Genomic DNA, 24222 nt, shown 5'->3' on the forward strand with positions numbered 1-24222 from the left:
CATGTAGCAAGGCAGGCACGGTGATGTGCAGGCAGGCTGCGGCTGCGCGGGGTTATGTCCCCAACCTACTTCGCGTACGGCATTTGGCCGAGGCTTGCAGTGTTTGCGGCACATCGCCGTGCTTTTCTTTGGCATGCCTTGTCGGTAGGCTGAAGGCACCACTCACAACGAACGAAGGGGTCGGTCGTGCGATATATCAGGGTTTGGGGATTGGCGATTTTAACGCTTCCAACACCTGTGCACGCCGACCCTATCGCTGCTTTGCTGCAAAGCCTTCAGACGCAGGATTATAACGAAATTGTTGTCCAGCGCACGTTCCTTGGCCGGATCCGTGTGATTGCCCGAGGGGATGAGACGCAGCGTGAAATCGTGGTGCATCCGTCTAGCGGCGCGGTGTTGCGCGACTATTCGCGCGGAGTGACAGCCCGTTCAGAGCGCGTGCCCCCATCGGTCATCGCAAGCCCGTCAGGGCGCGATGAAGATGGGGACAGATCCCCCGCAGCGCGCGCTGGGGGCGCTGACGAAGGCGATCAGTCAGCCGGAGGGGATCAGCAAACCGCCGGTGCCAGCGCGAATGCCGCGCCATCCGCGTCCTCCAAACCTTCGGAATCTGCGCGGGACAACGCCAAATCCGCCGCAGCCGAAGCGCGTGACAGCGCAAAATCCGCGCGCGACGCGGCAAAGGATGCAGCCAAGGGGGCAAAATCCGCAAGCAAGGCCGCCAAGGACACCGCAAAACCCGTCAGCGCATCGGCCAAAGCTTCTGCGAAGGCGGATCGCCAGTGAAGCTGCCCCTGTCCGTTGCGGCGCTTATGTTGCTGCAGTTGATCTGCGGTCTGGTGTTGCTGTGGGAGGTGGCGTCGTCGCTGTTTGGCGTGTCCTATGTCCCCTTGCCCTGGGCGGTGATCGAGTTGATCGAAGTCGGCGCGATCCTTGGGCTTTTGGCGGGGACGCTTGTCAGTGCGCGGCTGCTGCAACGCGCCTCTGCCCGTCAAAGCGATGCGGAGGCGCGGCTGCGGCTTGCGTCGGGGGCGTTTATGCAAGTGGTCGAGGGGCGCTTTGCCGAGTGGCATCTGAGCCCTGCGGAACGTGACGTGGCGATGTTCGCGCTCAAGGGGCTGTCGATTGCAGAGATCGCCGCGCTGCGCGAGACATCTGAAGGGACGGTAAAGGCGCAATCAAACGCGATTTACCGCAAGGCCGGGGTGACGGGGCGCAGCCAGTTGTTGAGCCTTTTCATTGATGATCTGTTGACCGAACCGGCCTTGCCCGCAGCATCGAAAGGGGCGTCTGCCGACATCCCGCGCACGTCTTAGGACGCGTCGATAGCATGGGTCTGCAGCACTGACAGCGGGACCACCTCCAGCGCGCGCTGGTGCGTCGCCGCCAGATGGACCTTCGGGGCGCAGCCTTCGTCGTGCGCCTGCAGGAAGCGGCCCGCGCACAGGCACCACTGGTCGCCGGGGCGCAGACCGGCAAAACCGAATTCGGGCCGCGCGGTGCTGAGATCATTCCCGACATAGGCAGAATAGGCCAGAAACTCTGCCGTCATGACGGCGCAGACCGTGTGGCTTCCGTGATCCTCGGCGCAGGTGTTGCAATGCCCGTCGCGGAAAAATCCGGTCATCGGCGCGGTGGAACACATTTGCAGCTCACCGCCCAAGACGTTCACCGCTGGCAGTTTTTCGATCATTGGCTGTCCTTCCATGCAATTCGCCGCATCATGTCCAGCGCGTCATCCGCCGCACCGCGAGCGCGGAAATTTGTGTCGGCCGCGTTGATGGCCACAACTGTCGCGCTTTGTCGGTCGACGTAGATATACTGACCATAGACGCCTTGCGCCATGAATTCACCCGCGCGCGCATCAGCCGGTGTCCACCACTGGTAGCCATAGCCCTTGGCCCCTGCGGGCGTGTCGGCAGAGGCGCGGGTGCTTTCGCGCACCCAGTCCGCGGGGACGATCTGTTTGCCTTGGAACCGCCCGTCGTTGCGGAACATCTCGCCCAAACGGGCATAATCGCGGGTCGTCAGGTTCAGCCCGCCCAAGGCAAAGGCCGCCCCATGCCCGTCGGTCAGAAAGAACGGCGCGCCATAGGTGCCCATGGGCTGTAACAGCTTGTCCGTCATCAGGTCCGGCAGGCTCTGGCCGGTCGCGCCACGGATCACCATGCCCATCACATGGGTGTCGATCGACACATACTGCCAGCGCGTTCCGGGCGGGGCCTGCCGTTCCGTCAGGCCAAGGGCAAAGCGGTCCATAGACCCGCCAAGGGCCAGAACGCGCCCCATCTTGTTAATATCGCTCCAGAAATCGAGGTAGTCCTCGTCAAAGGCAACGCCTGTGCTCATTTGCAGGACGTGGCGCAGGGATGCGCCGTCATAGGCGCTGCCGGTAAGCTCTGGTGCGAAACCGGTCACCGGCGCGTCGAGATCGGGAAAGTACCCCTCGGCGCGCAGAATGCCGAACAGCGCGGAGAGATAGGATTTCGCCAAGGACCAAGAGATGCGCGGATCGTTTGCATTGGTGCCAAGCCGGTAGGTTTCAAAAACCCGCGCGCCGTCGCGCAGGACAACCATGCCTGTCACCGAGCGGCGGTCCGTCCAGACGTCGAGATCCTCGGGAAGCGGGCCGGTGGCGGTGGCGGGCAGGGGTGTGGGCGTGCCGCTGACACTTAGGTCCACATGCTCGAAAAGCGCGTCCATGTTGCTGAAATTCGCGACGATCTGATCCGGGGCGAACAGGGTCTGCACGGCCATCAGCCGCGTGATGGCGTCGCGTTGCCACAGGCCTATGGCCAACAGGCAGGCCATCGCGCAGACCAAAGCGATCAGAGCGCGACGCAGCATGTCAGCGGAACTTGTCCGCGAGCCGCTGCAACGGGCTGCGCGCATCCGTCTGCTCGCCCGTGTCGGGGGTGGGGGCTGCGGGCTCTGCCGGTTTTTGTTTGGCCGTGGTCGACGATCGCGGCGGCGCGGTGCGCAGCGCCACGGCGTTCTGAAATTTTCCGGTGTCTCCGGCGGCCAGATGCGGCGCGCCGTCGGACAGACCGCGCATCAGATCATCCAGCCACGTCTGGTCGGCCTTGGTGAAATCATGCAGCACATATCCGGCGACAAGCTCTTTGCGGCCCGGGTGGCCGATGCCCAGCCGCACCCGTTGATAGGCCTCGCCAATATGGGCGTGGATTGAGCGCAAGCCGTTGTGACCCGCATGCCCGCCGCCCATTTTGACCCGGCATTTCGCGGGCGCAAGATCAAGCTCGTCGTGGAATACAGTGACGTCTGCGCTTTCGAGCTTGTAGAACCGCATGGCCTCTCCCACCGATTGGCCGGACAGGTTCATGAAGGTTTCGGGTTTAAGCAGCAGAACCTTTTCACGGCCCAGCATGCCTTCGGCGATTTTGCCCTGAAACTTGGACTTCCATGGCCCGAACCCGTGATCCTCGGCCATCCGGTCCAGTGCCATAAAGCCGATGTTGTGCCGATTGGCGGCATATTTGCTGCCGGGATTGCCCAAACCTACGAATATCTGCACCGTGCCCTCCGCCTGCGTCGCGTTTGACATCTATGTAGTCCGAATGATGCCGGATCTACAACGCGACAGCGTGAGGGGAACTGCGCGCACGAAAGCTGCGTCCGAAAGTCAGTCGTTTTAGGTATATGGTGCTGCTGGAGAGAATTGAACTCTCGACCTCTCCCTTACCAAGGGAGTGCTCTACCTCTGAGCTACAGCAGCGCCGTGGGGGGGCTTCTACGGTTTGTCTTCGGGGGGCGCAAGAGGGTTTTTTGAAAAAAATCACCCCGTCTTGCGGACTGGACCGGATGGCCGGAAACGGCTAAATCCGAGACCATGAACAAGGGTACTCGGAAAACCACGGATGCGGGCGCACAGGCCCGCGAAGACCGGCTGAAAGCGGCGCTGAAGGCCAATCTGGCACGGCGCAAGGCGCAGGCCCGCGCCCGTGCGGAACCCACAGAACCAAAAGACGCCGATCCGTCGGGCGACAAGGCATAGGAGCAGGACTGCAATGGATTCAATTCTGGTGACGGGCAATGGTCCGCTGAACGGGGACATCCCCATCGCGGGCGCAAAGAATGCCTGTCTGACCCTGATGCCTGCGACCTTGCTGTCCGAAGAGCCGCTGACGCTGACCAATGCGCCACGCCTGTCCGACATTCGTACCATGACGCTGTTGTTGCAGTCGCTGGGCGCCGAGGTCACCGCATTGCAAGAGGGCAAGGTGCTGGCGATGTCGTCGCACAACCTGACCTCGCAGCGGGCAGAATATGACATCGTGCGCAAAATGCGCGCCTCTATTCTTGTGCTTGGGCCGCTGCTGGCGCGGTTCGGCTATGCCGAGGTGTCGCTGCCCGGTGGCTGTGCCATTGGCGCGCGCCCGGTGGATCTGCACCTCAAGGCGATGGAAGCCATGGGCGCCGAGATGGAGCTGCGTGACGGCTATGTCCATGCCAAGGCCCCGTCGGGCGGGCTTCGCGGTGGCGAATTCGAATTCCCCTTTGTCTCTGTCGGGGCGACGGAAAACGCGCTGATGGCGGCGACGCTGGCCAAAGGCACAACCGTGCTGAAAAACGCCGCGCGCGAGCCCGAGATCGTCGATCTGGCGGAATGTCTGCAAAAGATGGGCGCGCAGATCGAAGGGGCGGGGACCTCGACGCTGACCATTCAGGGCGTGGATCGTCTGGGTGGGGCGACCCACGGCGTGGTCACTGACCGGATCGAACTTGGCACCTATATGTTGGCTCCCGCGATCTGTGGCGGCGAAGTCACCTGTCTGGGCGGGCGGATCAGCCTGCTGGAAGCCTTCTGCGAAAAGCTTGACGCGGCGGGGATCTCGGTCGAGGAAACCGAAAAGGGTCTGAAGGTCGCGTGCCGCAATGGTCGTGTGAAGGCGGTGGATGTGACCACCGAACCCTTCCCCGGTTTCCCGACCGACCTGCAGGCGCAGATGATGGCGCTGATGTGCACCGCCGAGGGGACTTCGGTGCTTGAGGAAAAGATTTTCGAGAACCGCTTTATGCATGCGCCCGAACTGATGCGCATGGGGGCCAAGATCGACGTTCAGGGCGGCCACGCCACGGTGACCGGCGTTGAGCGTCTGAAGGGCGCGCCGGTCATGGCGACCGATCTGCGGGCCTCTGTGTCGTTGATCCTTGCCGGGCTTGCCGCAGAAGGCGAGACCATGGTCAACCGCGTCTACCATCTGGATCGCGGCTACGAGAACGTCGAGGAAAAGCTCGGTGCGCTGGGGGCCAAGATCGAGCGGGTGCAGGGCCAATGACCGAGGACGCCCGCTTTGAGGACGGCGGTGAACGCCCGCTGAACCTTGGCGCGCTGGACGCCGAGGATCTGGGGGTGATTGCCGCACTTGTGCAGGATGCGGTCCTGCCGGTGACGGAAATCCGCTGGCAGGCGGCGCACCGCAGGCTGGGCCTTTTGGTCAACCGCATCCGTTGGGAGGATGTGGAACCGGCCAAGCGGCAGGGCCGTCCGGTCGAGCGGGTGCAATCGCTTTTGGTGATCGACAACGTGCTTGGCGTGGCCTCGCAGGGGGTGGATCGCGCCGATAAGGATCTGGTGTTGCAGATCCTGACCGTCACTTGGGAGCCGGGTGAAGACGCGGAGGGCCACGTGGTGCTGACGCTCGCCGGTGATGGCGCATTGCGCGCCCGGGTCGAGGCGCTCGATGTTGGGCTGCGCGATGTCACGCGGCCTTACGTGGCGCCATCGGGCAAACTGCCGGATCATTCATTGTAATACCGCAACGGACCCGCCAATCTGGCGGGTCTTTTGTTGCGGCCTGCGACACAGATGCCCGTGCCCATGCGGTTGAGCGTCGGGCACGGACGGTATATCAGGCCGCAACCTATTGGAGGAACGCCCATGCCCGTCTTTTTGAACACATCCGATCAGGGCTTTGACACGCATTTCGCCACGCTTTTGTCGGCCAAGCGCGAAGACAGCCCCGACGTGGACGATGTGGTGGCGGAGATCATCGCGGATGTGCGCGCGCGCGGAGATGCGGCGGTGCTGGAGCTGACCGAAAAGTTCGACCGTCTGTCGCTGACAGCGCAGGGCATGCGTTTCTCAGAGGCAGAGATCGAAGCCGAATGCGCAAAGGTCCCCGAGGCGGAGGCCCGCGCGCTGGAACTGGCGGCGGAACGCATCCGGGCCTATCACATGCGCCAGATGCCCGAAGACGCGTCCTGGACCGATCCCGAAGGAGCCACGCTGGGCTGGCGTTGGACGCCCGTGTCGGCGGCGGGCCTTTATGTCCCGGGCGGGCTGGCCAGCTATCCGTCCTCTGTTTTGATGAACGCGGTGCCCGCCAAGGTGGCCGGTGTGCAGCGGTTGGCGATTTGCGTGCCGACGCCGGATGGCATCGCCAATCCGGCAGTGTTGCTGGCGGCGCGGATTGCTGGCGTGGACGAGATTTACCGCATCGGCGGGGCGCAGGCGATTGCGGCACTGGCCTACGGCACAGACACCATCGCCCCCGTCGACAAGATCACGGGGCCGGGCAATGCCTTTGTTGCGGCGGCGAAACGTCGTGTCTTTGGCAAGGTCGGGATAGATATGATCGCAGGCCCGTCCGAGATCCTTGTGATAGCGGATGCGGACAATGATCCCGACTGGATCGCGCTTGACCTGCTCAGCCAGGCCGAACACGACGAAAGCGCGCAATCCTTGCTGATCACCACCGATGCGACATTCGGAGAGGCCGTGGCGCAGGCGGTGGACAAACGGCTGGAGACGCTGGACCGGCGGGCCATTGCGGGCGCGTCCTGGCGGGACTTTGGCGCGATCATCGTGGCCAAGGATCTTGACGAGGCGGCGGCCCTGTCGAACCGCATCGCGCCGGAGCACCTCGAGCTGTGCGTGGCGGATCCGGACGCGCTGGCAGAGAAATGTGTGCATGCCGGGGCGATTTTCTTGGGCGGTTGGACGCCCGAGGCAATCGGTGACTACGTCGGCGGCCCGAACCACGTGTTGCCCACGGCGCGTTCGGCGCGCTTTTCGTCGGGGCTGTCGGTGATGGATTTCGTCAAACGCACCACCATGGCCAAGATGACGCCGGAGGCGCTGCGCGCCATTGGACCTGCGGCAGAGGTGATGGCGCGTTCGGAAAGCCTTCAGGCGCATGGGCTGTCCGTGACTGCGCGGCTCGATAAGCTCAACCGATAAGCTGCGCGAAAACCGGCCCCTTGCCACACGCAAGGGGCGGTGTTGTGACGTTCAGTTCCTGTCAACTAGGGCCAAAGTCTCGCGGGCGGTGCTTGCCAAGTTGGCCAACAGGGCGTTAACTTTTGCTGCAGCTGCGAAAGGCCGCCCATGACACGTATCGCCCAGATCAATCTCGATGACGGCAACCTGCCGCCGCCGACGCCGGAAATCGAACAGGAACGCCGCGTGGCGATATTCGATTTGATGGAAGAGAATACGTTTACGCTGCCAAACCGTGATGACCGCACGGTGCCAGCGGGGCCGTATCATGTCAGCCTGTCGATCCGCGACAAGCGTCTGGTGTTTGACGTTATGACCGAAGCCCATGAAAGGGCAGCGGAATTCCATCTTTCCCTGTCGCCCTTCCGGCAGGTGGTGAAGGATTACTTTCAGATCTGCAAAAGCTACTTTGATGCGGTGAAAACCATGCCGCCCAGCCAGATCGAAACCATCGATATGGCGCGGCGCGGCATCCACAACGAAGGGGCCCGCATCTTGCAGGAACGTCTGGAAGGCAAGGTAGAGGTAGACGAAGCAACTGCCCGCAGGCTATTTACGCTTGTCTGCGTCTTGCACTTCGGGGGGTGACTTGGGCCAACTGCCGCAATCGGTTCTGTTCAGTTGCGACCACAATGCCGTGCGGTCGCCCATGGCCGAAGGGATCATGAAAAAGCTCTATGGCGCGCAGGTCTATGTGCAGTCTGTGGGCGTTGTGAACGATCTGGAAATCGACGGTTTTGCCATTTCGGTGTGCAAGGAAATCGGCGTCGAACTGGAAACCCATCGCGCGCGGTCTTTTGAAGAGATGGAGCAGATGGGCGAGATGCTGTCAGGCTTTGACCGCGTTGTGACCATGACCCCTGCCGCGCAGCGGCGCGCGTTGGATCTGACGCGCTACTACCATCTGACAGTGGATTACTGGCCGATCCTCGACCCCACAGGCATTGGCGAGACGCGCGAGCAGAAGCTGAACGCCTATCGCCAGACCCGTGACCAGATCGTCAAGAAATTGCGTGACAATTGGGGCGGTTAGGTCGTTTTTGACCAACTAATGCCGATCACGGAGGGTGTGGTGCCCGCGTCTTCTGTTAGCTATGCATGGCATAGCACAGGAGATGTCGCATGACCCATGATGTGATCGAACGGTATTTTGCCGCTTTCAACGCAAATGATGCCGATGGCATGCTCGCCTGCCTGACCCCCGACGTGGCGCATCACGTCAACGAGGGGCAGGTGCGCAGCGGCAAAGACAAATTTGCCGAATTTCTGGGTCACATGGACCGCTGCTATGCGGAGACCCTGACAGACATGGTGATTTTTGCCGATGACAGCGGCACGCGGGCGGCGGCGGAATATACCGTCAACGGCACCTATCTGCGCAGCGATGATGGGCTGCCGCAGGCGCGCGGGCAAAGCTACTGCCTGCCGGCGGGGTCGTTCTTTACCCTGCGCGATGGGCTGATTTGCCGTGTGGTGACCTACTACAATCTGGCCGATTGGGTGCGGCAGGTGTCATGAGCGTCTCCCGTCTGACTGGCGCGGATCTGCAGGCGGCACTGCCGGATCTGGCGGCGCTGCGCATAGAGGTGTTTCGCGCCTTTCCCTATCTCTACGATGGGGATTTGTCTTACGAGAAGGGCTACCTTACGCCGTATCGTGACAATCCGCGCGCCGTTCTGGTCGCGGCGCGTCAGGACGGGCGCATCGTGGGGGCCGCGACGGGGATGCCTTTGGCGGACCACGGGGATGCGGCGCAGATGACCGGGGACCTGCCACCGATCAACGAGATTTTCTACTGCGCCGAAAGTGTGCTGCTGGAACCCTATCGCGGGCAGGGCTTCGGGCATGCGTTCTTTGATCTGCGCGAGGCGCAGGCCCGCGAACTGGGGTTCCGCTACAGTTTGTTCTGCGCGGTGCAGCGTCCCGCCGACCACCCTGCGCGCCCCGTCGGGTACCGCCCGCTGGATGGGTTCTGGCGCAAGCGGGGCTATGCCCCCGCCGAAGGGGTGACCGCCACATTCCACTGGACGGATGTTGGCGGCACGGGTGAGACCCCTCACAGCCTCCAAGCCTGGATCAAACAGCTATGAAAGGTCCGACATGAAGATTGCCACCGCCGCCTATAAGATGGATGTGCTCGACGATTGGGCCGCCTACGAGACAAAGATCGAAGCTTGGGTGCGTGAGGCCGCGCAGGGTGGTGCCGATCTGCTGGTCTTTCCCGAATACGGCGCGATGGAGCTGGCCACGCTGGCGGGGCTGGATGTGGCCGCCGACTTGCAGGCGTCGATCCGCGCTGTGTCCGAACGGGTGCCGGAGGCGGATGCGCTGCACAGCCGGCTGGCTGCACGTTACGGCGTCTATATCCTTGCAGCGTCGGCTCCGGTGGAGGCAGGGCAGGGCTTGCCGGTGAACCGTGCGCGTCTGGTCGCGCCCTCCGGTGCCATTGCCACCATCGACAAACAGATCATGACCCGGTTCGAGCGCGAGGATTGGGGCGTGCGCGGCGGCGATCCCTTGCGGGTGTTCGATACGGAGCTTGGCCGAATCGCTGTGCTCATTTGCTATGATTCGGAATTTCCCCTGCTGGGGCGGGCTGTGGGCGGCGCGTCCTTGTTGCTGGTGCCCTCCGCGACAGAGGCTCTGGCAGGCTACTGGCGGGTGCGCATCGGCTCTATGGCGCGGGCGTTGGAAAACCAGTGCGTGGTGGCCATGTCCTCGACCGTGGGGGCCTGTCCGTGGTCCGAAGCCGTGGACACAAACGTGGGCATGGGCGGAGTGTTTTGCCCGCCGGATGTGGGGTTTCCGTCCACCGGCGTCATCGCCGAGGGCGTTCTGAACCAGCCCGGCTGGACCTTTGCCGAGGTCGATCTGCGTCAGGTCGAGACCGTCCGCCACGATGGTGTGGTGCTCAATCGGCTGCATTGGACGGACCAGCAGGGGCGTGATGACGTTCCGGCAGTGACGGAATTGAAATGATCTCCTGTCAAGATGTGACTTGAAAAAGCTGCGCAATCGGACCATATCGTAGCTCGCCTTGCCCCTGCCTGCGCGGGGGCGACCATTTTAGGAGAGACCATGGCCAAGGAAGATACGCTCGAATTTCCCGGTGTCGTGAAGGAACTCCTGCCAAATGCGACGTTTCGGGTCGAGCTGGATAACGGCCATGAGATCATCGCACATACGGCAGGCAAGATGCGCAAGAACCGCATCCGTGTTCTGGCCGGCGACCGGGTCCAAGTTGAAATGACCCCATATGATCTGACCAAGGGGCGGATCAACTACCGTTTCAAATGACGGGTTGCGGCATCTGCCGCAGCTTTTGAAAACAGCCGGGCTTTGGTCCGGCTTTTTTCTTGTCCGGCGCGGCTTTTCCTGAGCGCCGGTCTTTTGTAGGTCGGGGCTGTGCCCCGACGGGCATGCCACTCATTCAGCAGGGCCGATCATGACACAACCCCGCCTTATCCTTGGCTCCGGCAGTCCGCGCCGCCGTGATTTGATCGCGCAGCTTGGCCTGACCGCTGATGCCATCCGCCCGCCCGACATCAACGAAGACCCGCTCAAGGGCGAGCTGCCGCGCCCCTATTGCGTGCGACTGGCGCGCGAAAAGGCACAGGCCATCGAGGCCAGTGAGGACGAGGTCGTGCTCAGCGCGGACACCACCGTCGCACTGGGCCGCCGTATCCTGGGCAAACCGGCGGATGAAAAAGAAGCTGCCGCTTTCCTGACCGCTTTGTCGGGGCGGCGTCACCGCGTCATCACGGCGGTGGCCGTGCGGCGGGGGAGCCGCATCTGGGAGCGTGACGTGGTCACGCAGGTCAAGATGAAGATGCTGTCAAACGAGGAACTCAACGCCTATCTTGCCTCAGGGGACTGGCGGGGCAAGGCAGGCGGCTACGGCATCCAAGGGCCGGCGGGGGCCTTTATCCCGTGGATTTCGGGATCGTTTACGGCGGTTGTCGGTCTGCCGCTGGCGGAAACCGCCCATTTGCTACAGGCCGCTGGCCTCAACTTGTACAAGGACGCGTCATGAAGGGCACGACAATCGCATTGGACAGCTGGAACGGACGCGAGGCCGCCGCGCTGATCGTCGATGGCCAGCTTGAGGATTTCTTTATCGAGGCGGATGCCCCCACACCGGGCAATCTGTATCGCGCCATCGCGCAGCGCCCGATGAAAGGGCAGGGGGGCATGTTCCTTGACACACCCGATGGCAGCGCGTTTCTGCGTCAGGTCAAAGGTCTCAGCCCCGGTGCGCCCTTGTTGGTGCAGGTCACAGGGTTTGCCGAGGCGGGCAAGGCGCTGCCGGTGACGCAGAAGATCCTGTTCAAGTCGCGCTATGCGATTGTGACCCCCGGCGCGCCGGGGCTGAATGTCTCGCGCCAGATCCGCGACGACGACCTGCGCGAAAGCCTGTTGGAGCTGGTCCATGACACGCTCACCGAGACGGAGCTGCCAGAGGGGGCGGGCCTGATCCTGCGGTCGTCCTGTACGCAGGGCGATGAGGACGACATCGCCGATGATATCATCGCCATGTGTGAGCTGGCCCGCAACGTGCTGGCGGATGCGCAGGGACCGGCAGAGCTGCTGGTCGAAGGCGATGGGCCGCACGGGTTGGCGTGGCGCGAATGGACCGATCCCGCACAGGTCGATGATGCCGAGGGCAGCTTTGCCCGCCACGGTGTCGACGAGATGCTGGAAGCGCTGAAATCCCCCGTGGTGCCGCTGGGCGGCGGGGCGTCCATGGTGATCGAACCCACAACCGCGCTGGTGGCGGTGGATGTGAACACCGGCAACGACACCTCGCCCGCGGCGGGGCTGAAGGCGACGATTGCGGCGTTTCGCGATCTGCCGCGCCAGTTGCGCCTGCGCGGGCTTGGCGGTGTGGTCGTGGTCGATCCGGCCCCCATGCCCAAGCGGGACCGCCGTCAGGCCGAAACCGCCCTGAAAGCCGCGCTGAAAAAGGACCGCGTCGAAACCATCGTCGTGGGGTGGACCAACCTTGGTCTGCTGGAGCTGCAGCGTAAGCGGGATCGGGTGTCGGTGCGGGGGCTGATATGAGCTGTCCTATCTGCGCCAATGACACAGACCCGAAGTTCCGCCCCTTTTGTTCGCGCCGTTGTGCGGATGTGGATCTGGCGAAATGGCTGGGCGGGGGCTATGCGATCCCCTCTGACGATCCCGAGGATATGGAAGAGGCCGCCGACGCCATCCTGAGCGCGCTCGAGGCCGGAGAAGACGGTTCAAAACCGCATTGACGTCTACGTCACCCATCGCAAGACAGTTGTTGCGCGGTGGGGACTTTTCAAAGGCGCGGGACAGGCGTACGGCTTTTGTCATGTTCGACGAAACGCTCCTTTCCGCCATTCGCGCGCGGTTCGCCCATGTGGAGGATTGCCCCTTCACCGGCCCGCGCATTTTCTTTGAAAACGCCGGTGGCGCATTGACGCTGAACGCGGTGGTCGAGACGACCACGCGTTTCGCCGCGATCCCCGACAATCAGGGCCGCGACAACCCCGCCAGTCAGGCGTTGATGTCCGTCATTGCCAAAGCGCGCGAGGATGTGCGCCGCTTTTTGAACGCCGAGGGCGGAGCGGTGATCTTTGGCGAAAGCGGGACCGAGCTGTTGTTCCGCCTGATCCGTGATGCCTGTGTGGGCGCACCTGAGGGGGCGGTTCTGGGATCGAGCGTGGAACACCCCGCCTCGCGCAGCGCGGCGGATCGCTGGGCCGCGCAAACCGGACGCGCCCATGTTCTGATCCGCCATGATGATGCGCAGGGCTGCGTGCATCCGCAGGACTATGCCGCCGCTATCACGCCGGAGACGGCTGTGGTGACGATCCTGCACACCTCGCCGGTGACCGGCATCGGAATGGATCTGGCGGGCATTGTGGCGGCGGTTCGCGCCACAGCGCCCGAGGCCTATGTCATTGTGGACGGCATCCAGCATGCCTGCCACGGCGGGATCGATGTGACTGCTGCGGGCGTCGATGGCTATGTGATTTCGCCTTACAAGGTGTTCTCGCGCCACGGCTATGGTGTGGCTTGGGCGTCCGACCGGCTGACAGCTTTGGCCCATGACGCGCTGATCGGCGGGCCAGAGGGTAACTGGGAACTGGGCACGCGGGACACCGGCGCTTATGCGACATTTTCCGATGTGGTGGGCTATTTCGAATGGCTGGGCGGTCAGGTCAGCGATGCGACCGACCCGCGCGCCCGGATCGAGGCCGCAGGCCGCGCCATCCACGCCCATGAAAGCGCGCTGACACAGGCGATGATCCACGGCATCGACAATCTGACGGGGCTGGCGGATCTGCCCGGCGTGACGATCATCGGCGGCACCGACAATGCCGCGCGTGAGGGGCTGGTGAGCTTTTACGCGGATGGCCACGCCGCGCCCGATCTGGTGGCGCAGCTGAATGCCGAGGGCATCCGCACCCACACGCGCAAAGCCGATCACTACTCGGGCAACGTGCTGACGCCTTTGGGGCAGCCGGGCTGCGTGCGTGTCTCGCTGGCGCATTACAACAGCCCTGCCGAAGTGCGGCGCTTTCTGTCCGTGATGCAGGGCATTCTGGGATGACGGGGCAGGGGGCGCAGGGGTTTCCCCGGTTGGATGCGGTCGGGTTGGACGGGGTGCTGGTGCGCTTTGCCGACGACCTGTCCGAGGCGGCCAATCGGGCGGCGCTGGCCTTTTCCGCAGCCTTGGAGCGGGATACGCCGGACGGGGTCGAGGAATGTTCGACCTCGCTGGTGTCTGCCTATGTGCGGTTCGATCCGTTGGCCGTGGGGGTGGACCAGATCCACGCGGCGCTGTCGCAGCGTCTGGCAGAGCATGATTGGTATGCCGCCGATCTCCCCTCGGGGCGGCGGCGGGTGAGCATTCCCACCGTCTATGGCGGGCGGCACGGGCCGCAACTGGCCGAGGCCGCGCAGGCCGCCGGTCTGTCCGAGCAGGAGGCCATCGCCTCGCTGTCGCAGGCAGAGGTCCGCGTGACGACGATAGGGTTTGCTCCCGGACAGCCCTATCTGGGCACATTGCCCGAGGTCTGGGACATTCCGCGCCAGACGGGCCTGACGCCACAAGTGCCGGTGGGGGCCTTGGTGGTGGCGATCCGGCAGCTTGTGCTGTTCTCGGTGACGACGCCCACGGGCTGGCGGCATGTGGGGCAGACCCATGCACGGCTGTTCCGACCGGATCACGATCAGCCCTTTTTGCTGCGGGCGGGGGATGTGGTGCGCTTTCCGGCCATCTCGGCAGAGGCGTTCGATACCATGAAAGATGACGGCGTGACGGTGGAGGCCCTGACATGAGCACCATGACTGTGCTGTCCGCAGGGCCGGGCGTGACGCTTCAGGATGACGGGCGCCGCGGATACCTTGCGGCGGGTCTGTCGCGGGGTGGTGCTGCGGACCGGCTGGCGCTGGCAGAGGCGCGCGCGCTGCTGGGACAAACAGACGCTGCGGTTTTGGAGATGGCGGGTTTCGGCGGGCGGTTCCGGTTTGATGCTGACACGCGCGTCGCGCTGACCGGCGCGCCCATGCGGGTGAGTGTCGATGGCGCAGCTCTGGCGTGGAATGCCTGTCACCTGATCCCCGAGGGCGCGGTGCTGGACATCGGTGCGGTGACCAGGGGCGTCTACGGCTATCTCGGCGTGGGGGGCGGTTTTGATCTGCCTGTGCGGTTGGGCGCGCAAAGCACGCATCTGGCGGCAGGGATCGGCGCGCCGCTGACCGCCGGAGAGACCCTCCCCATAGGTGCGGATCGCGGGGGCGCGCATGCTGTGAGCTTGCCCAGCGATGATCGCTTTGGCGGCGGTGTGCTGCGGGTGCTGCCATCTATGCAGACAGAGGTCTTCCCCAAGGAGATGCGCCAGCGTTTCGAGGCTGAGAGCTTTGCCCGTGACAGCCGCGCCAACCGGATGGGGGTGCGTCTGCTGCCCCAAGGCGAAGGCTACGGGCTGGATGCGGGCGGGCGTATCCTGTCCGAAATCATCACCCCCGGTGACATCCAGATCCCCGGTGATGGGGCGCCCTATATCCTGATGGCAGAATGTCAGACGACAGGGGGCTATCCGCGCATCGGCACCGTGATCCCTGCTGATTTGCCACGGGTGGCACAAGCGGCTGCGGCGGACCGGCTGCAGTTCCGCTTTGTCACGCGCGAGGTGGCTTTGGATGCTGAAAAACGGTTCCGCGATGGCATCGCGGGTCTGGGTAAGCGGATCACGCCATTGGTCCGCGACCCGCGTACGATCAACCTGCTGGCCTATGATCTGGTCAGCGGCGTAACAGACGGAGAGGTGATGCGATGAAGGTCGATCTGAACGCTGATATGGGCGAAAGCTTTGGCCCGTGGGTTATGGGGCAGGATGCGGCGCTTTTAGAGGTCATCACCTCGGCGAATGTCGCCTGCGGCTTTCATGCGGGCGATCCGGAGGTCATGGCCGACACGATGGCCGTGGCCGCCCGTCACGGCGTGGGCATCGGGGCACATCCGGGGTTTGCCGATCTACAGGGGTTTGGCCGCAGGCGGATGCATTTACCGCTCAAGACGTTGCGCGGGCTGGTGCAGTATCAACTGGGCGCGGCGCTGGGCATGGCGCGGGCTGCGGGGGCCGAGGTGCGGCACCTGAAGCTGCATGGCGCCTTGGCCAATATGTGTGCCGAAGACGCGGAGATGGCGCGTGCGTGCTACAGCGCTGCTTTGGAGATCGCGCCGGATATTATTGTCATGGTGCTGGCAGGCACCGAACAGCAGCGCGTGGTCGAGGATCTGGGCTGTCTGTGGGCGGGGGAGATCTTTGCTGATCGCGCCTACAACGCAGATGCGACATTGGTGGATCGTGCGCAACCCGGTGCGGTGATCCACGATCCGGCCTTTGCGGCAGAGCGGATTGTGCGCATGGTGCAGGCGGGGGCGATCCTGCCGGAAACCGGCGATCCGATTCCAGCGGCGGTGGACACGATCTGCCTGCATGGGGATGGCGCGACCGCTTTGGAGATTGCCCGTTCCGTGCGCAAACAGCTTGAAGACAGCGGGATCGAGGTTGTCCGTTTCGAGGGGCGACGCGGCCGGCTATAACGCATTCCCCCACGCGCAGCGGGTGCCGCGCGTGGGGGAATTGTCGGTTTACTCGGCGGCGCAGGCCGCGATATCCGCTGCGGTTTTTTCGATCAGCGTTGGATACAGATCGGCGCCCGGCTCTAGATTGGCACCGAGAATATCAACTTCGGCGCGCGGGATGTCATCGGCGGCGATGGCCGCCAGCAGACGCGTGTCCGCACCGGGTTCCATCAGAATGCAGGCCGGGGGATTTTCGCCCAGATGCTCCCGCAAGGCGGCCAAACGGGCGGGTCCGGGCATCGCGTCGTCCCCATCGGACATGGCGCCGGCCATCGTCAGACCAAAGGCTGCCTCATAATATTGAAGCGCGTCGTGGGTCGTTGCGAATGTCGCGTCACCGAGGCCCGAGAGCGCATCCTGTGCCGTGGCCGTGGCACTGCGAATGCGCTCGATTCCGGCTTGGGCGTTGTTGCTGTAGGTCTCGGCGTTGTCGGGGTCGATGCGGCCGAGCTCTGTTGCGATTGCGTCCAGCCACAAAACGGCATTGTCCGGTGAAAGCCACAGATGCGGGTCGAAATTCGCATCGTCGTGGTGGTGTTCGTCGTGCTTCTCATGCCCGTGGTCATCGTCGTGATCTGAGTGGTCGTCATGCCCGTGGTCATCGTCATGACCGGCGTGATCCTCGTGCCCGTGATCGTCTTCGTGACCGGCGTGGTCGTCATGCCCGTGGTCGTCATCGTGATCAGCGTGATCGTCATGCCCGTGGTCGTCGTCGTGATCCGCGTGATCGTCATGGCCGTGGTCATCGTCATGACCGGCGTGATCATCATGCCCGTGGTCGTCATCGTGACCGGCGTGATCGTCATGGCCGTGATCGTGCGGCGCGCCCAACGTCAGGATGCTGCCCTCGCGAAAGGCCAGCTTTTGTGTCCCAGCCACTTCTGACAGGATGATCTGCGGCGTATCACCGGCGAGGGCGGCAAACTGGTCTGTCAGGCCGGGGGCCAGATCCGGCCCGATCCAGACGATCAGACCGGCATCGCGCATGGCCCGCGCCTGACTGGGCCGCAAGGCGATATCATGGGCCGATGTGCCGGGCTGCCAAAGCGTCACCACGGCATCCGTGTCACCCACCACCATCGCCACAAGGCTGGACACGGGTGGAATATCCGTGACGCTTTGCGCAATATCGGCTAAGCCACGCGACGCGGTGCCAAGCCCGAGCGCCGCAGCGAATGTTGTGGCGTACATAACGTTGCGAAATGTGGTCTGGGCGGTCATCTGGCGGTCCTCTGCAATGGTCCCGCGTCTTGTAAATCGTTACACGATAACATATCAAGCTGAAACGCAATGGAGGCGTCGACATGGACATCAAAGGCTTTGAAACGCATGACCATGCGCATTGCATTCACACAGGTCTGAAGCTGGCCGAGGATATCTGCAAGGCGCGGGGCGTACAGCTGACGCCGGTGCGACGCCGCGTTCTGGAAATCCTGTTGACCGAACACCGCGCGATGGGCGCCTATGAGGTGCTGGATGTGCTGCGCGCAGAGGGGCTTGGCTCGCAGCCGCCTGTGGCCTATCGCGCGCTTGATTTCCTGTCCAAGAACGGGCTGATCCACCGTGTCGAGCGGCTCAATGCCTTTGTCGCCTGCAGCGCCCCGGACAAAGACCACGCACCCACGTTTCTGATCTGTCGGTCCTGTTCCGCAATCGCCGAAACCCCTGCGCCCCGTGCCGCGCGGGTGGTTCGCAATGCGGCTGGCGATCTGGGCTTTGACGTCGAACGGATGGTGATCGAGGCCGAGGGCCTTTGCCCCGCGTGCAAGGACGCCGCAGCGTGAAAGACATGGCGACGCCACCGCTGATCCGTGCAGAGGGGCTCAGCGTTCATCAAGGCGGGCGACAGGTCCTGCGCGACGTGACGTTTTCCATCGCCGCGGGCGAGATCGTCACCATCGTCGGGCCGAACGGGTCGGGAAAGTCTTCTCTGCTCAAGGCGCTGATTGGGGCCTTGCCGGCCGCCACGGGGCGGGTGCAGCGTCGGCGCGGATTGCGGCTGGGCTACGTGCCGCAAGGATTGCGGCTGGATCCGACGATGCCGATGACCGTGGGCCGGTTCATGAACTTGCCGCGCCGGGTCGGGGCCGCTGAACAAGAGCAAGCGTTGGACGAGGCGGGAGCCTCCGGTCTGGACGATCGCCCGCTGACCGCGCTTTCGGGTGGTCAGTTTCAACGCGTGCTTCTGGCCCGCGCGCTTCTGGATCGCCCGGAACTTTTGATCTTGGATGAACCGACCACCGGGCTTGACCAGCCCGGGCAGGCGGCGTTTTACCAGCGTCTCGAAGAGGTCCGTAACCGTTTTGGCTGTGCTGTGCTGATGGTCAGCCACGAATTGCATGTGGTCATGAGCGCATCGGACCGTGTGCTGTGCGTTAACGGCCATATCTGCTGCGAAGGGCACCCCGAAGTTGTGGCGCAGGCCGAGGAATACCGCGCCTTGTTCGGCACGGGGACCGGCGGGGCACTTGCGCTGTATCGCCATGAACATTCGCACCGTCATGATGACGGTTGCGGCCATGATCACACACATGCGCATTCGGTCGAAGGACAACAGTGATGTTGGATGATTTTCTGGTCCGCGCCGTTCTGGCGGCGGTGGGCGCAGCATTGGCCGCCGCCCCCTTGGGTGTTTTCGTGGTGTGGCGCCGGATGGCCTATTTCGGCGACGCCACGGCGCATGCTGCGGTGCTGGGCGTGGCGCTGTCTTTGGCGATCTCCGTGCCCATCTTCGCGGGCACCTTGATCGTGGCGCTTTTGATGGCCTTGATGGTGGCCCGGCTGGCGGGGCAGGGCCACAGCTCTGATATGGTGCTTGGCGTAGCCGCCCACGGCGCGCTGGCGCTGGGGCTGGTGGCTGTCAGCCTTGTCGAAGGTCCGCGCGTCAGTCTCGAATCATATCTGTTCGGCGATATTCTTGCGGTCAGCAAAACCGACCTCGCCGTGATCTGGGGCGGCGGCCTGTTGGTGGCGGGGCTGCTGTTGTCGCGGTGGCAAAAGCTCGTCACGGCAACCGTGTCCGAGGATCTGGCCTGGGCTGCGGGAATCAACCCGCGCCACGAACGTCTTGTGCTGATGGTGTCACTGGCTGTGGTAGTGGCGGTCGCGCTGAAAGTCGTGGGTGCCCTGCTGATCGGCGCGCTGCTGATCATTCCTGCTGCGGCCGCGCGCCCCTTTTGCCGCACGCCGGAGGGCATGCTGGCGGCAACGGCGGGTTTGGGTGTTCTCGCCGCGTTGGGCGGTCTTTGGGGAGCGTGGATCTTTGACACGCCCGCCGGGCCAAGCGTTGTCTGCGCGGCGGTTGCCCTCTTTGGCATCAGCGCGCTCGCAGGCCGCCGCTAAATTGCAAAACAAACCCCGGCTGCAACTCTGCGGCCGGACGCCCGTTGAACTGTGCCACGCGGAAAAGTCCCACATGATTGCGGGCTAACCATCTGCTTTTCAATGAAAAGAAGATGGTGGGCGACCTTGGAATCGAACCAAGCGTGCGTCTCCGCGAGGGAGTTACAGTCCCCTGCCACACCTTGCGGCCTGTCGCCCACCGTGCGCCCCGTTGCCTATCGCCTCGGAGCGTGGGGGGCTGATTACAGCCGCACTCTGGGGGCGTCAACAAGAAAAATTCTTGGATTCCGACAAACTGCCATGCAAGAGGGGGCATACAGCAAAAAGGGCGCGGGAATGGCGAAGAAACCGAAATGGGTCGTGGAAAAAGAACAGGCCAGAAAAGCGTCGGCGGCTGAAACCGTCTGGCTCTTTGGCCTGCATGCGGTGCGCGATGCGCTGATGAACCCGCGCCGTGAAAAGCTGCGCCTTGTCCTGACGCCGAACGCGGCAGACAAGCTCGCCGACGCAACGGCTTTTGCAGGCATCACACCGGAAATCAGCGACCCGCGCCGCTTCGCTGCCCCGCTCGACCCGCAATCCGTGCACCAAGGCGCCGCGCTGGAGGTCAAACCGCTCGACTGGGGTCGTCTGGAGGACGTGGCCATCAGTGCCACCGGAGCCTTGCGCTTGGTCCTGCTCGATCGTGTGACCGATCCCCACAACGTCGGCGCTATCCTGCGCTCCGCCGAGGTGTTCGGCGCACAGGCTGTAATCGGCACCCGCCATCACGCGGCCCCCGAAACCGGCGCCCTGGCCAAAACCGCCAGCGGGGCCTTGGAACGCCAGCCCTACCTGCGCGAGCGCAATCTGGCGGATACCATCGTCGCACTCCAGGGCATGGGCTATCTCGTCCTCGGTCTCGATGGCGAAGCCGACCAGACAATCGAAGAAGCCGCCAAAGACCGGCTTGATCAGCCCATCGCGCTCGTCCTCGGGGCCGAGGGCCCCGGCCTGCGCCCCAAAACCCGCGAAACCGTAGACGCCTTGGTGAAAATCCCCTTTGCCCGCGAATTTGGCTCATTGAACGTCTCGAATGCTGCGGCGGTTGCGCTTTACGCAGTGCGCGCCTAGCTTTTTCTTGGTGGAAATACCTCGGGGGTGCGGGGGCAGCGCCCCCGTTTGGCCTATGCTGCCTTGAAAACCCGCTGCGGGGCTGCCTATCTAGCTGATATGTCGAACACCAAAATAGCCACCTGCTGTTATTGCGGGACCCGCGCGGCGCTGGTTCTGAAGGGCGCGCAAAGCCATGAGCTGGCCTGCGCCTCATGCGGCGCCCCGCTGCATGACCTCAAGAAATTGCGCACGGCTTCGGTGGATGCCACGGCCCATCAGCCCGCCCGCAAGGGCAAAAAGGGCGCGCGCAAATCGGTGCAAAGCCCGATGGACCTGATGGAGATCGCCCTGCGCAAATCGGTCAAACGGCCCAAGCGCAAGAAACGCAAGGGTCTGCTGCACGAGGCGTTTGACCTCATCGAGGACATCTTCGACTAGCCCAAAGCGGCAGTGTGACGCTTTTTCGCCAGTTTCGCTTGGGCGAAGCTCTGGCCTTTGGTCTCATTCCGGCGTATTTCGCCCCTGATCAGAAGGCGAGGTGCCATGAGCGACTACGAGACCCCCGGCCCGGTGGAGCAGAACTGGAGCGACGCGATTTCCTCTGTCGAGGATATCATCGAGGATGCGCGCAACGGGCGTATGTTCGTTCTTGTCGACCACGAAGACCGCGAGAACGAAGGCGATCTGGTGATTCCCGCGCAATGGGCGACGCCGGATGCGATCAACTTCATGGCGCTGTACGGGCGTGGCCTGATCTGTCTGGCGATGGCGCCGGAGCGGATCGAGGAACTGGGGCTGTCGCTGATGTCGACGAACAATTCCTCGCGCCACGAGACGGCCTTTACCACCTCGATCGAGGCGCGCGAGGGCGTGACGACGGGCATCTCGGCGGCGGACCGTGCGCGCACGGTGCAGGTTGCTATCGACGCCTCCAAGGGGCCGCAGGATATTGCGACGCCGGGGCATGTTTTTCCGCTGCGCGCCAAGCGCGGCGGCGTTCTGGTGCGGGCCGGTCACACCGAGGCGGCCGTGGATGTCTCGCGTCTGGCGGGGCTGAATCCGTCGGGGGTGATCTGCGAAATTATCAATGATGACGGGACGATGGCCCGTCTGCCCGAGTTGGTGGCCTTTGCCCAGAAACACGGTCTGAAGATCGGGACGATCTCGGATCTGATCGCCTATCGCCGCCGCCACGACAATCTGGTGAAGATCGCCAAGGAAGAGGTGATCGCCTCGGAATTCGGTGGCGACTGGACCATGCGCATCTACGCCGACGAAACCCATGGTGATGAGCATATCGTCCTGGTCAAAGGCGACATTTCCGGCCCCGAGCCTGTACTGGTGCGGATGCACGCGCTGGATCCGATGCTGGATATCGTGGGCACCGGACCCAAAGGGCGGGCGGATGAATACCGCCGCGCGATGGAGGCTGTCGCCGCCGAAGGGCGCGGGGTGGTTGTGCTGCTGCGTGACACCTCGGCCCGTCTGGACGTGGGCGATGAGGTCTCCCCCCAGACGCTGCGGCAATACGGGCTGGGCGCGCAGATCCTGTCGTCGCTGGGTCTGTCGCAACTGGTCCTTTTGACCAATTCGCCCAAACCCAAGGTTGTCGGGCTAGAGGCCTACGGTTTGGAAATCGTTGAAACGCGCAAAATCTCGGAGCTGGGTTAATGGCATCGAACGAATCACATTACACCCTGCCGCGGGCGGAATTCGACAAACCGGTTAAGATCGCCATTGTGGTTGCGCCTTACTACAAGGACATCGCTGACCAATTGGTTAAGGGCGCGACCGCCGAGGTTGAGGCCGCAGGCGGTTGGCATGAAATCATCGAAGTGCCCGGCGCGCTGGAAGTGCCATCCGCCATCGGCATCGCGGAACGGCTGTCAAATTTCGACGGATATGTCGCGCTTGGCTGTGTTATTCGTGGCGAAACAACGCATTACGACACCGTATGCAATGACAGCTCGCGCGCTTTGACGCTGTTGGGGTTGCAGGGGCTGTGCATCGGTAACGGCATCCTGACGGTCGAGAATTATGAACAAGCGGCGGTTCGCGCCGATTCGGAGGGCCAGAACAAGGGCGGCGGCGCAGCGGCGGCGGCATTGCATCTTATTGCTTTGGCTCGGAAATATGGGGGCCAGCGCGAAGGCGTCGGCTTTAAACCTGCGGCGGGTGAATATCAGGTCGCAGGCGACGGAAAGGGACCGGTTGCATGACCGACGACGACACACACCACGAGGACGAGGCGCCCCGCGCGCCCAAGCCCTTGTCGAACAATCAAAAGCGCAAGATGCGGTCGGCCTCGCGGCTTTATGCGGTGCAGGCGCTGTACCAGATGGAAGTGGGGGAACAGGGGCTGGATCGCGTGCGCGCCGAGTTCCTCAACCATCGGTTCGGCATGACCACAGAAGAGGGCGATGAATTCGTCGATGGCGATATCGACTTGTTTTCCAATGTCTTGCAGGAAGCGGTGAACTGGCAGGCGAAGGTCGACCAAATGACGGATCGCGCGCTGGTGGCGAAATGGCCCATCGCGCGCATCGACCCTGTGTTGCGGGCGTTGTTCCGCGCGGCGGGGGCGGAATTCGTCGCGACGGAGACACCGCCAAAGGTGGTGATCGTGGAATATGTCGACGTGGCAGCAGCGTTCTTCCCCGAGGGCAAAGAGTCGAAGTTCGTCAATGCCGTGTTGGACCACATGGCACGCGAGGCGCGGCCCGAAGCCTTCTGAGGGCTGTCTGACAGCGTTAAGGTTTACGCAGCGCGCGGTGGGGTTAACCCGCCGCGCGTTTGTCGTTTCGCCACATCATTTTTTGGCATCGGGTGGGGCGGGGGCTATGGCCTGCGAGAAACGTAACCTTCGTGAACGGGCGTTAACCGACGAACCGGCCGGTTCAGGCGATTTTCCGGTCGGTTGTTAACTTTCGTAGAATGACGTTGGGTCAAGAAACGTTAACGGATCAACCATGACGCATTTGCGCCCTTGCCTTTGCAAGGTCGTGATGTAGGTTTTGTAACAGAAACGGAGGACGCCATGCAGAAACTGGTCGAAACCCTTATCATCCAGCCGATCGCGCAGCTGTTCGATCTGCTTGCTGGACCGGCGCATCAGGACCGCCGCCCGCAGCGCGGTGAGCTGCTGCCGATCCGGGCAGAGGCTGTTGCCCGCCGGGATGTTTTAAAGCGCCGCTGAGCGCCACACGACCGCGAGATTTCAGGCGCGCCACAGCGATGTGGGGCGCTTTTTTCATGCGCGGTTCAAATTCAGCGATCCGTCGAGGGGAGTGGCGGGAACCGCCTCGACCGTATGGGTGACGCATTCCCGAGGACCTGTATATACAGGTGGGCGCCAGGTAACGTAGCCACGGCCACATCAGAGCCAGCTCCCTCGGATTTGCTTAAGGCCACCGGA

The 24222-nt window shown here is 63.3% G+C and carries 32 protein-coding genes and 2 tRNA genes; 28 read left to right on the forward strand and 6 right to left on the reverse strand.

The genetic code is table 11. From position 1 onward, the window contains the following. Positions 1 to 237: 237 nt before the first annotated feature. Together ACN5AZ_RS07830 and ACN5AZ_RS07835 are read left to right on the forward strand one after the other, a co-directional pair. Positions 238 to 786: a hypothetical protein gene (locus tag ACN5AZ_RS07830; protein WP_419428305.1), complete on the forward strand. Its 549-nt coding sequence runs from the start codon at positions 238 to 240 to the stop codon at positions 784 to 786. Then, positions 783 to 1316: a helix-turn-helix transcriptional regulator gene (locus ACN5AZ_RS07835; protein ID WP_419428306.1), complete on the forward strand. Its 534-nt coding sequence runs from the start codon at positions 783 to 785 to the stop codon at positions 1314 to 1316. Before ACN5AZ_RS07830 ends, ACN5AZ_RS07835 begins: the two co-directional genes overlap by 4 nt. On the opposite strand, the gene ACN5AZ_RS07840 is transcribed toward ACN5AZ_RS07835, so the two are convergent. The 4 genes from ACN5AZ_RS07840 to ACN5AZ_RS07855 all read right to left on the reverse strand — a co-directional run bounded on the left by ACN5AZ_RS07840 (position 1313) and on the right by ACN5AZ_RS07855 (position 3736). Next, positions 1313 to 1693 (reverse strand): DUF2237 family protein, encoded by a 381-nt coding sequence (locus ACN5AZ_RS07840; protein WP_419428307.1) that lies wholly within the window; start codon positions 1691 to 1693, stop codon positions 1313 to 1315. The genes ACN5AZ_RS07835 and ACN5AZ_RS07840 overlap by 4 nt on opposite strands. Beyond that, positions 1690 to 2847, reverse strand: a complete 1158-nt coding sequence (locus ACN5AZ_RS07845) for a serine hydrolase domain-containing protein (RefSeq protein WP_419428308.1) — start codon at positions 2845 to 2847, stop codon at positions 1690 to 1692. The genes ACN5AZ_RS07840 and ACN5AZ_RS07845 overlap by 4 nt, the downstream gene beginning before the upstream one ends. A 1-nt stretch (position 2848) precedes the next feature. Next, entirely contained in the window at positions 2849 to 3535 is a 687-nt protein-coding gene (gene pth, locus ACN5AZ_RS07850) for an aminoacyl-tRNA hydrolase (RefSeq protein ID WP_419428461.1), read from the reverse strand. A 126-nt stretch (positions 3536 to 3661) separates the two neighbouring features. Then, positions 3662 to 3736: transfer RNA gene (locus tag ACN5AZ_RS07855), tRNA-Thr, on the reverse strand. 114 nt (positions 3737 to 3850) lie between these two features. Between ACN5AZ_RS07855 and ACN5AZ_RS07860 the strand changes: the two genes are divergently transcribed. The 17 genes from ACN5AZ_RS07860 to ACN5AZ_RS07940 all read left to right on the forward strand — a co-directional run bounded on the left by ACN5AZ_RS07860 (position 3851) and on the right by ACN5AZ_RS07940 (position 16328). Further along, positions 3851 to 4015 carry a hypothetical protein gene (locus ACN5AZ_RS07860; protein ID WP_419428309.1) on the forward strand — a complete coding sequence of 55 codons (165 nt, stop codon included), beginning with the start codon at positions 3851 to 3853 and terminating at the stop codon, positions 4013 to 4015. 13 nt (positions 4016 to 4028) lie between these two features. Further along, the gene (gene murA, locus ACN5AZ_RS07865) at positions 4029 to 5300 is read left to right on the forward strand and encodes a UDP-N-acetylglucosamine 1-carboxyvinyltransferase (protein ID WP_419428310.1); all 1272 of its coding nucleotides are present in this window, start codon (positions 4029 to 4031) and stop codon (positions 5298 to 5300) included. Continuing rightward, complete coding sequence (locus ACN5AZ_RS07870; protein ID WP_419428311.1) at positions 5297 to 5776, forward strand: DUF2948 family protein; 480 nt, start codon at positions 5297 to 5299, stop codon at positions 5774 to 5776. The genes murA and ACN5AZ_RS07870 overlap by 4 nt, the downstream gene beginning before the upstream one ends. Before the next feature lie 126 nt (positions 5777 to 5902). Beyond that, entirely contained in the window at positions 5903 to 7204 is a 1302-nt protein-coding gene (gene hisD / locus ACN5AZ_RS07875) for a histidinol dehydrogenase (protein WP_419428312.1), read from the forward strand. 147 nt (positions 7205 to 7351) lie between these two features. Next, positions 7352 to 7831 carry a UPF0262 family protein gene (locus ACN5AZ_RS07880; RefSeq protein ID WP_419428313.1) on the forward strand — a complete coding sequence of 160 codons (480 nt, stop codon included), beginning with the start codon at positions 7352 to 7354 and terminating at the stop codon, positions 7829 to 7831. Between the two features lies 1 nt (position 7832). Further along, complete coding sequence (locus ACN5AZ_RS07885) at positions 7833 to 8276, forward strand: low molecular weight phosphatase family protein (protein ID WP_419428314.1); 444 nt, start codon at positions 7833 to 7835, stop codon at positions 8274 to 8276. 89 nt (positions 8277 to 8365) lie between these two features. Continuing rightward, positions 8366 to 8761, forward strand: coding sequence for a ketosteroid isomerase-related protein (locus ACN5AZ_RS07890; protein WP_419428315.1), 396 nt, complete (start codon positions 8366 to 8368; stop codon positions 8759 to 8761). Further along, positions 8758 to 9333 (forward strand): GNAT family N-acetyltransferase, encoded by a 576-nt coding sequence (locus ACN5AZ_RS07895; protein WP_419428316.1) that lies wholly within the window; start codon positions 8758 to 8760, stop codon positions 9331 to 9333. The genes ACN5AZ_RS07890 and ACN5AZ_RS07895 overlap by 4 nt, the downstream gene beginning before the upstream one ends. A gap of 10 nt (positions 9334 to 9343) precedes the next feature. Next, positions 9344 to 10222: a carbon-nitrogen hydrolase family protein gene (locus ACN5AZ_RS07900; RefSeq protein WP_419428317.1), complete on the forward strand. Its 879-nt coding sequence runs from the start codon at positions 9344 to 9346 to the stop codon at positions 10220 to 10222. Between the two features lie 99 nt (positions 10223 to 10321). Next, the gene (gene infA / locus ACN5AZ_RS07905) at positions 10322 to 10540 is read left to right on the forward strand and encodes a translation initiation factor IF-1 (RefSeq protein ID WP_023849011.1); all 219 of its coding nucleotides are present in this window, start codon (positions 10322 to 10324) and stop codon (positions 10538 to 10540) included. A gap of 148 nt (positions 10541 to 10688) precedes the next feature. Beyond that, positions 10689 to 11276 carry a Maf family protein gene (locus tag ACN5AZ_RS07910; RefSeq protein ID WP_419428318.1) on the forward strand — a complete coding sequence of 196 codons (588 nt, stop codon included), beginning with the start codon at positions 10689 to 10691 and terminating at the stop codon, positions 11274 to 11276. After that, entirely contained in the window at positions 11273 to 12304 is a 1032-nt protein-coding gene (locus ACN5AZ_RS07915) for a ribonuclease E/G (protein ID WP_419428319.1), read from the forward strand. The genes ACN5AZ_RS07910 and ACN5AZ_RS07915 overlap by 4 nt, the downstream gene beginning before the upstream one ends. Beyond that, positions 12301 to 12501 (forward strand): DNA gyrase inhibitor YacG, encoded by a 201-nt coding sequence (locus tag ACN5AZ_RS07920; RefSeq protein ID WP_419428320.1) that lies wholly within the window; start codon positions 12301 to 12303, stop codon positions 12499 to 12501. Before ACN5AZ_RS07915 ends, ACN5AZ_RS07920 begins: the two co-directional genes overlap by 4 nt. An 80-nt stretch (positions 12502 to 12581) precedes the next feature. After that, on the forward strand, positions 12582 to 13826 hold the full coding sequence (locus tag ACN5AZ_RS07925) for an aminotransferase class V-fold PLP-dependent enzyme (protein WP_419428321.1): 1245 nt from the start codon (positions 12582 to 12584) through the stop codon (positions 13824 to 13826). Continuing rightward, on the forward strand, positions 13823 to 14557 hold the full coding sequence (locus tag ACN5AZ_RS07930; protein WP_419428322.1) for a 5-oxoprolinase subunit B family protein: 735 nt from the start codon (positions 13823 to 13825) through the stop codon (positions 14555 to 14557). The genes ACN5AZ_RS07925 and ACN5AZ_RS07930 overlap by 4 nt, the downstream gene beginning before the upstream one ends. Next, entirely contained in the window at positions 14554 to 15558 is a 1005-nt protein-coding gene (locus ACN5AZ_RS07935) for a biotin-dependent carboxyltransferase family protein (protein ID WP_419428323.1), read from the forward strand. The genes ACN5AZ_RS07930 and ACN5AZ_RS07935 overlap by 4 nt, the downstream gene beginning before the upstream one ends. After that, positions 15555 to 16328, forward strand: a complete 774-nt coding sequence (locus tag ACN5AZ_RS07940) for a LamB/YcsF family protein (RefSeq protein ID WP_419428324.1) — start codon at positions 15555 to 15557, stop codon at positions 16326 to 16328. Before ACN5AZ_RS07935 ends, ACN5AZ_RS07940 begins: the two co-directional genes overlap by 4 nt. Positions 16329 to 16376: 48 nt before the next feature. Here the strand turns inward: ACN5AZ_RS07940 and ACN5AZ_RS07945 are convergent, their stop codons facing one another. Then, on the reverse strand, positions 16377 to 17591 hold the full coding sequence (locus ACN5AZ_RS07945) for a zinc ABC transporter substrate-binding protein (RefSeq protein ID WP_419428325.1): 1215 nt from the start codon (positions 17589 to 17591) through the stop codon (positions 16377 to 16379). 83 nt (positions 17592 to 17674) lie between these two features. Between ACN5AZ_RS07945 and ACN5AZ_RS07950 the strand changes: the two genes are divergently transcribed. The 3 genes from ACN5AZ_RS07950 to ACN5AZ_RS07960 are packed head-to-tail and all read left to right on the forward strand — an operon-like array spanning position 17675 to position 19712. Further along, positions 17675 to 18154, forward strand: a complete 480-nt coding sequence (locus tag ACN5AZ_RS07950; RefSeq protein WP_419428326.1) for a Fur family transcriptional regulator — start codon at positions 17675 to 17677, stop codon at positions 18152 to 18154. A gap of 5 nt (positions 18155 to 18159) precedes the next feature. Continuing rightward, positions 18160 to 18930: a metal ABC transporter ATP-binding protein gene (locus ACN5AZ_RS07955; RefSeq protein ID WP_419428462.1), complete on the forward strand. Its 771-nt coding sequence runs from the start codon at positions 18160 to 18162 to the stop codon at positions 18928 to 18930. After that, on the forward strand, positions 18930 to 19712 hold the full coding sequence (locus ACN5AZ_RS07960; RefSeq protein WP_419428327.1) for a metal ABC transporter permease: 783 nt from the start codon (positions 18930 to 18932) through the stop codon (positions 19710 to 19712). The genes ACN5AZ_RS07955 and ACN5AZ_RS07960 overlap by 1 nt, the downstream gene beginning before the upstream one ends. Positions 19713 to 19826: 114 nt before the next feature. On the opposite strand, the gene ACN5AZ_RS07965 is transcribed toward ACN5AZ_RS07960, so the two are convergent. Continuing rightward, positions 19827 to 19910: transfer RNA gene (locus ACN5AZ_RS07965), tRNA-Tyr, on the reverse strand. A 138-nt stretch (positions 19911 to 20048) separates the two neighbouring features. On the opposite strand from ACN5AZ_RS07965, the gene rlmB reads away from it, so the two are divergent. The 6 genes from rlmB to ACN5AZ_RS07995 all read left to right on the forward strand — a co-directional run bounded on the left by rlmB (position 20049) and on the right by ACN5AZ_RS07995 (position 24003). Then, positions 20049 to 20825, forward strand: a complete 777-nt coding sequence (rlmB, locus tag ACN5AZ_RS07970) for a 23S rRNA (guanosine(2251)-2'-O)-methyltransferase RlmB (protein ID WP_419428328.1) — start codon at positions 20049 to 20051, stop codon at positions 20823 to 20825. A 99-nt stretch (positions 20826 to 20924) separates the two neighbouring features. Beyond that, positions 20925 to 21245, forward strand: a complete 321-nt coding sequence (locus tag ACN5AZ_RS07975; RefSeq protein WP_419428329.1) for a hypothetical protein — start codon at positions 20925 to 20927, stop codon at positions 21243 to 21245. A gap of 105 nt (positions 21246 to 21350) precedes the next feature. Beyond that, positions 21351 to 22478 carry a 3,4-dihydroxy-2-butanone-4-phosphate synthase gene (gene ribB / locus ACN5AZ_RS07980; protein ID WP_419428330.1) on the forward strand — a complete coding sequence of 376 codons (1128 nt, stop codon included), beginning with the start codon at positions 21351 to 21353 and terminating at the stop codon, positions 22476 to 22478. Then, on the forward strand, positions 22478 to 23026 hold the full coding sequence (locus tag ACN5AZ_RS07985) for a 6,7-dimethyl-8-ribityllumazine synthase (protein ID WP_419428331.1): 549 nt from the start codon (positions 22478 to 22480) through the stop codon (positions 23024 to 23026). The genes ribB and ACN5AZ_RS07985 overlap by 1 nt, the downstream gene beginning before the upstream one ends. Further along, positions 23023 to 23541, forward strand: coding sequence for a transcription antitermination factor NusB (nusB, locus tag ACN5AZ_RS07990; RefSeq protein ID WP_419428332.1), 519 nt, complete (start codon positions 23023 to 23025; stop codon positions 23539 to 23541). Before ACN5AZ_RS07985 ends, nusB begins: the two co-directional genes overlap by 4 nt. A gap of 303 nt (positions 23542 to 23844) precedes the next feature. Then, positions 23845 to 24003 (forward strand): hypothetical protein, encoded by a 159-nt coding sequence (locus tag ACN5AZ_RS07995; protein ID WP_419428333.1) that lies wholly within the window; start codon positions 23845 to 23847, stop codon positions 24001 to 24003. Positions 24004 to 24222 lie beyond the last annotated feature (219 nt).

The organism is Sagittula sp. SSi028 (genome assembly GCF_048553715.1).
Taxonomy (GTDB): Bacteria; Pseudomonadota; Alphaproteobacteria; order Rhodobacterales; family Rhodobacteraceae; genus Sagittula.

Excerpts from the sequence above, each read along its gene's own strand:
- rlmB (WP_419428328.1), top strand. The coding sequence starts at position 20,049 with ATGGCGAAGAAACCGAAATGGGTCGTGGAAAAAGAACAGGCCAGAAAA.
- ACN5AZ_RS07940 (WP_419428324.1), top strand. The coding sequence starts at position 15,555 with ATGAAGGTCGATCTGAACGCTGATATGGGCGAAAGCTTTGGCCCGTGG.
- ACN5AZ_RS07955 (WP_419428462.1), top strand. The coding sequence starts at position 18,160 with ATGGCGACGCCACCGCTGATCCGTGCAGAGGGGCTCAGCGTTCATCAA.
- ACN5AZ_RS07960 (WP_419428327.1), top strand. The coding sequence starts at position 18,930 with ATGTTGGATGATTTTCTGGTCCGCGCCGTTCTGGCGGCGGTGGGCGCA.
- ACN5AZ_RS07995 (WP_419428333.1), top strand. The coding sequence starts at position 23,845 with ATGCAGAAACTGGTCGAAACCCTTATCATCCAGCCGATCGCGCAGCTG.
- ACN5AZ_RS07860 (WP_419428309.1), top strand. The coding sequence starts at position 3,851 with ATGAACAAGGGTACTCGGAAAACCACGGATGCGGGCGCACAGGCCCGC.
- ACN5AZ_RS07935 (WP_419428323.1), top strand. The coding sequence starts at position 14,554 with ATGAGCACCATGACTGTGCTGTCCGCAGGGCCGGGCGTGACGCTTCAG.
- ACN5AZ_RS07910 (WP_419428318.1), top strand. The coding sequence starts at position 10,689 with ATGACACAACCCCGCCTTATCCTTGGCTCCGGCAGTCCGCGCCGCCGT.
- ACN5AZ_RS07945 (WP_419428325.1), bottom strand. The coding sequence starts at position 17,591 with ATGACCGCCCAGACCACATTTCGCAACGTTATGTACGCCACAACATTC.
- ACN5AZ_RS07890 (WP_419428315.1), top strand. The coding sequence starts at position 8,366 with ATGACCCATGATGTGATCGAACGGTATTTTGCCGCTTTCAACGCAAAT.
- nusB (WP_419428332.1), top strand. The coding sequence starts at position 23,023 with ATGACCGACGACGACACACACCACGAGGACGAGGCGCCCCGCGCGCCC.
- ACN5AZ_RS07915 (WP_419428319.1), top strand. The coding sequence starts at position 11,273 with ATGAAGGGCACGACAATCGCATTGGACAGCTGGAACGGACGCGAGGCC.
- ACN5AZ_RS07975 (WP_419428329.1), top strand. The coding sequence starts at position 20,925 with ATGTCGAACACCAAAATAGCCACCTGCTGTTATTGCGGGACCCGCGCG.
- ACN5AZ_RS07840 (WP_419428307.1), bottom strand. The coding sequence starts at position 1,693 with ATGATCGAAAAACTGCCAGCGGTGAACGTCTTGGGCGGTGAGCTGCAA.
- ACN5AZ_RS07900 (WP_419428317.1), top strand. The coding sequence starts at position 9,344 with ATGAAGATTGCCACCGCCGCCTATAAGATGGATGTGCTCGACGATTGG.
- ACN5AZ_RS07870 (WP_419428311.1), top strand. The coding sequence starts at position 5,297 with ATGACCGAGGACGCCCGCTTTGAGGACGGCGGTGAACGCCCGCTGAAC.
- ribB (WP_419428330.1), top strand. The coding sequence starts at position 21,351 with ATGAGCGACTACGAGACCCCCGGCCCGGTGGAGCAGAACTGGAGCGAC.
- ACN5AZ_RS07845 (WP_419428308.1), bottom strand. The coding sequence starts at position 2,847 with ATGCTGCGTCGCGCTCTGATCGCTTTGGTCTGCGCGATGGCCTGCCTG.
- ACN5AZ_RS07895 (WP_419428316.1), top strand. The coding sequence starts at position 8,758 with ATGAGCGTCTCCCGTCTGACTGGCGCGGATCTGCAGGCGGCACTGCCG.
- ACN5AZ_RS07985 (WP_419428331.1), top strand. The coding sequence starts at position 22,478 with ATGGCATCGAACGAATCACATTACACCCTGCCGCGGGCGGAATTCGAC.
- ACN5AZ_RS07880 (WP_419428313.1), top strand. The coding sequence starts at position 7,352 with ATGACACGTATCGCCCAGATCAATCTCGATGACGGCAACCTGCCGCCG.
- ACN5AZ_RS07925 (WP_419428321.1), top strand. The coding sequence starts at position 12,582 with ATGTTCGACGAAACGCTCCTTTCCGCCATTCGCGCGCGGTTCGCCCAT.
- murA (WP_419428310.1), top strand. The coding sequence starts at position 4,029 with ATGGATTCAATTCTGGTGACGGGCAATGGTCCGCTGAACGGGGACATC.
- ACN5AZ_RS07930 (WP_419428322.1), top strand. The coding sequence starts at position 13,823 with ATGACGGGGCAGGGGGCGCAGGGGTTTCCCCGGTTGGATGCGGTCGGG.
- ACN5AZ_RS07920 (WP_419428320.1), top strand. The coding sequence starts at position 12,301 with ATGAGCTGTCCTATCTGCGCCAATGACACAGACCCGAAGTTCCGCCCC.
- infA (WP_023849011.1), top strand. The coding sequence starts at position 10,322 with ATGGCCAAGGAAGATACGCTCGAATTTCCCGGTGTCGTGAAGGAACTC.
- ACN5AZ_RS07950 (WP_419428326.1), top strand. The coding sequence starts at position 17,675 with ATGGACATCAAAGGCTTTGAAACGCATGACCATGCGCATTGCATTCAC.
- hisD (WP_419428312.1), top strand. The coding sequence starts at position 5,903 with ATGCCCGTCTTTTTGAACACATCCGATCAGGGCTTTGACACGCATTTC.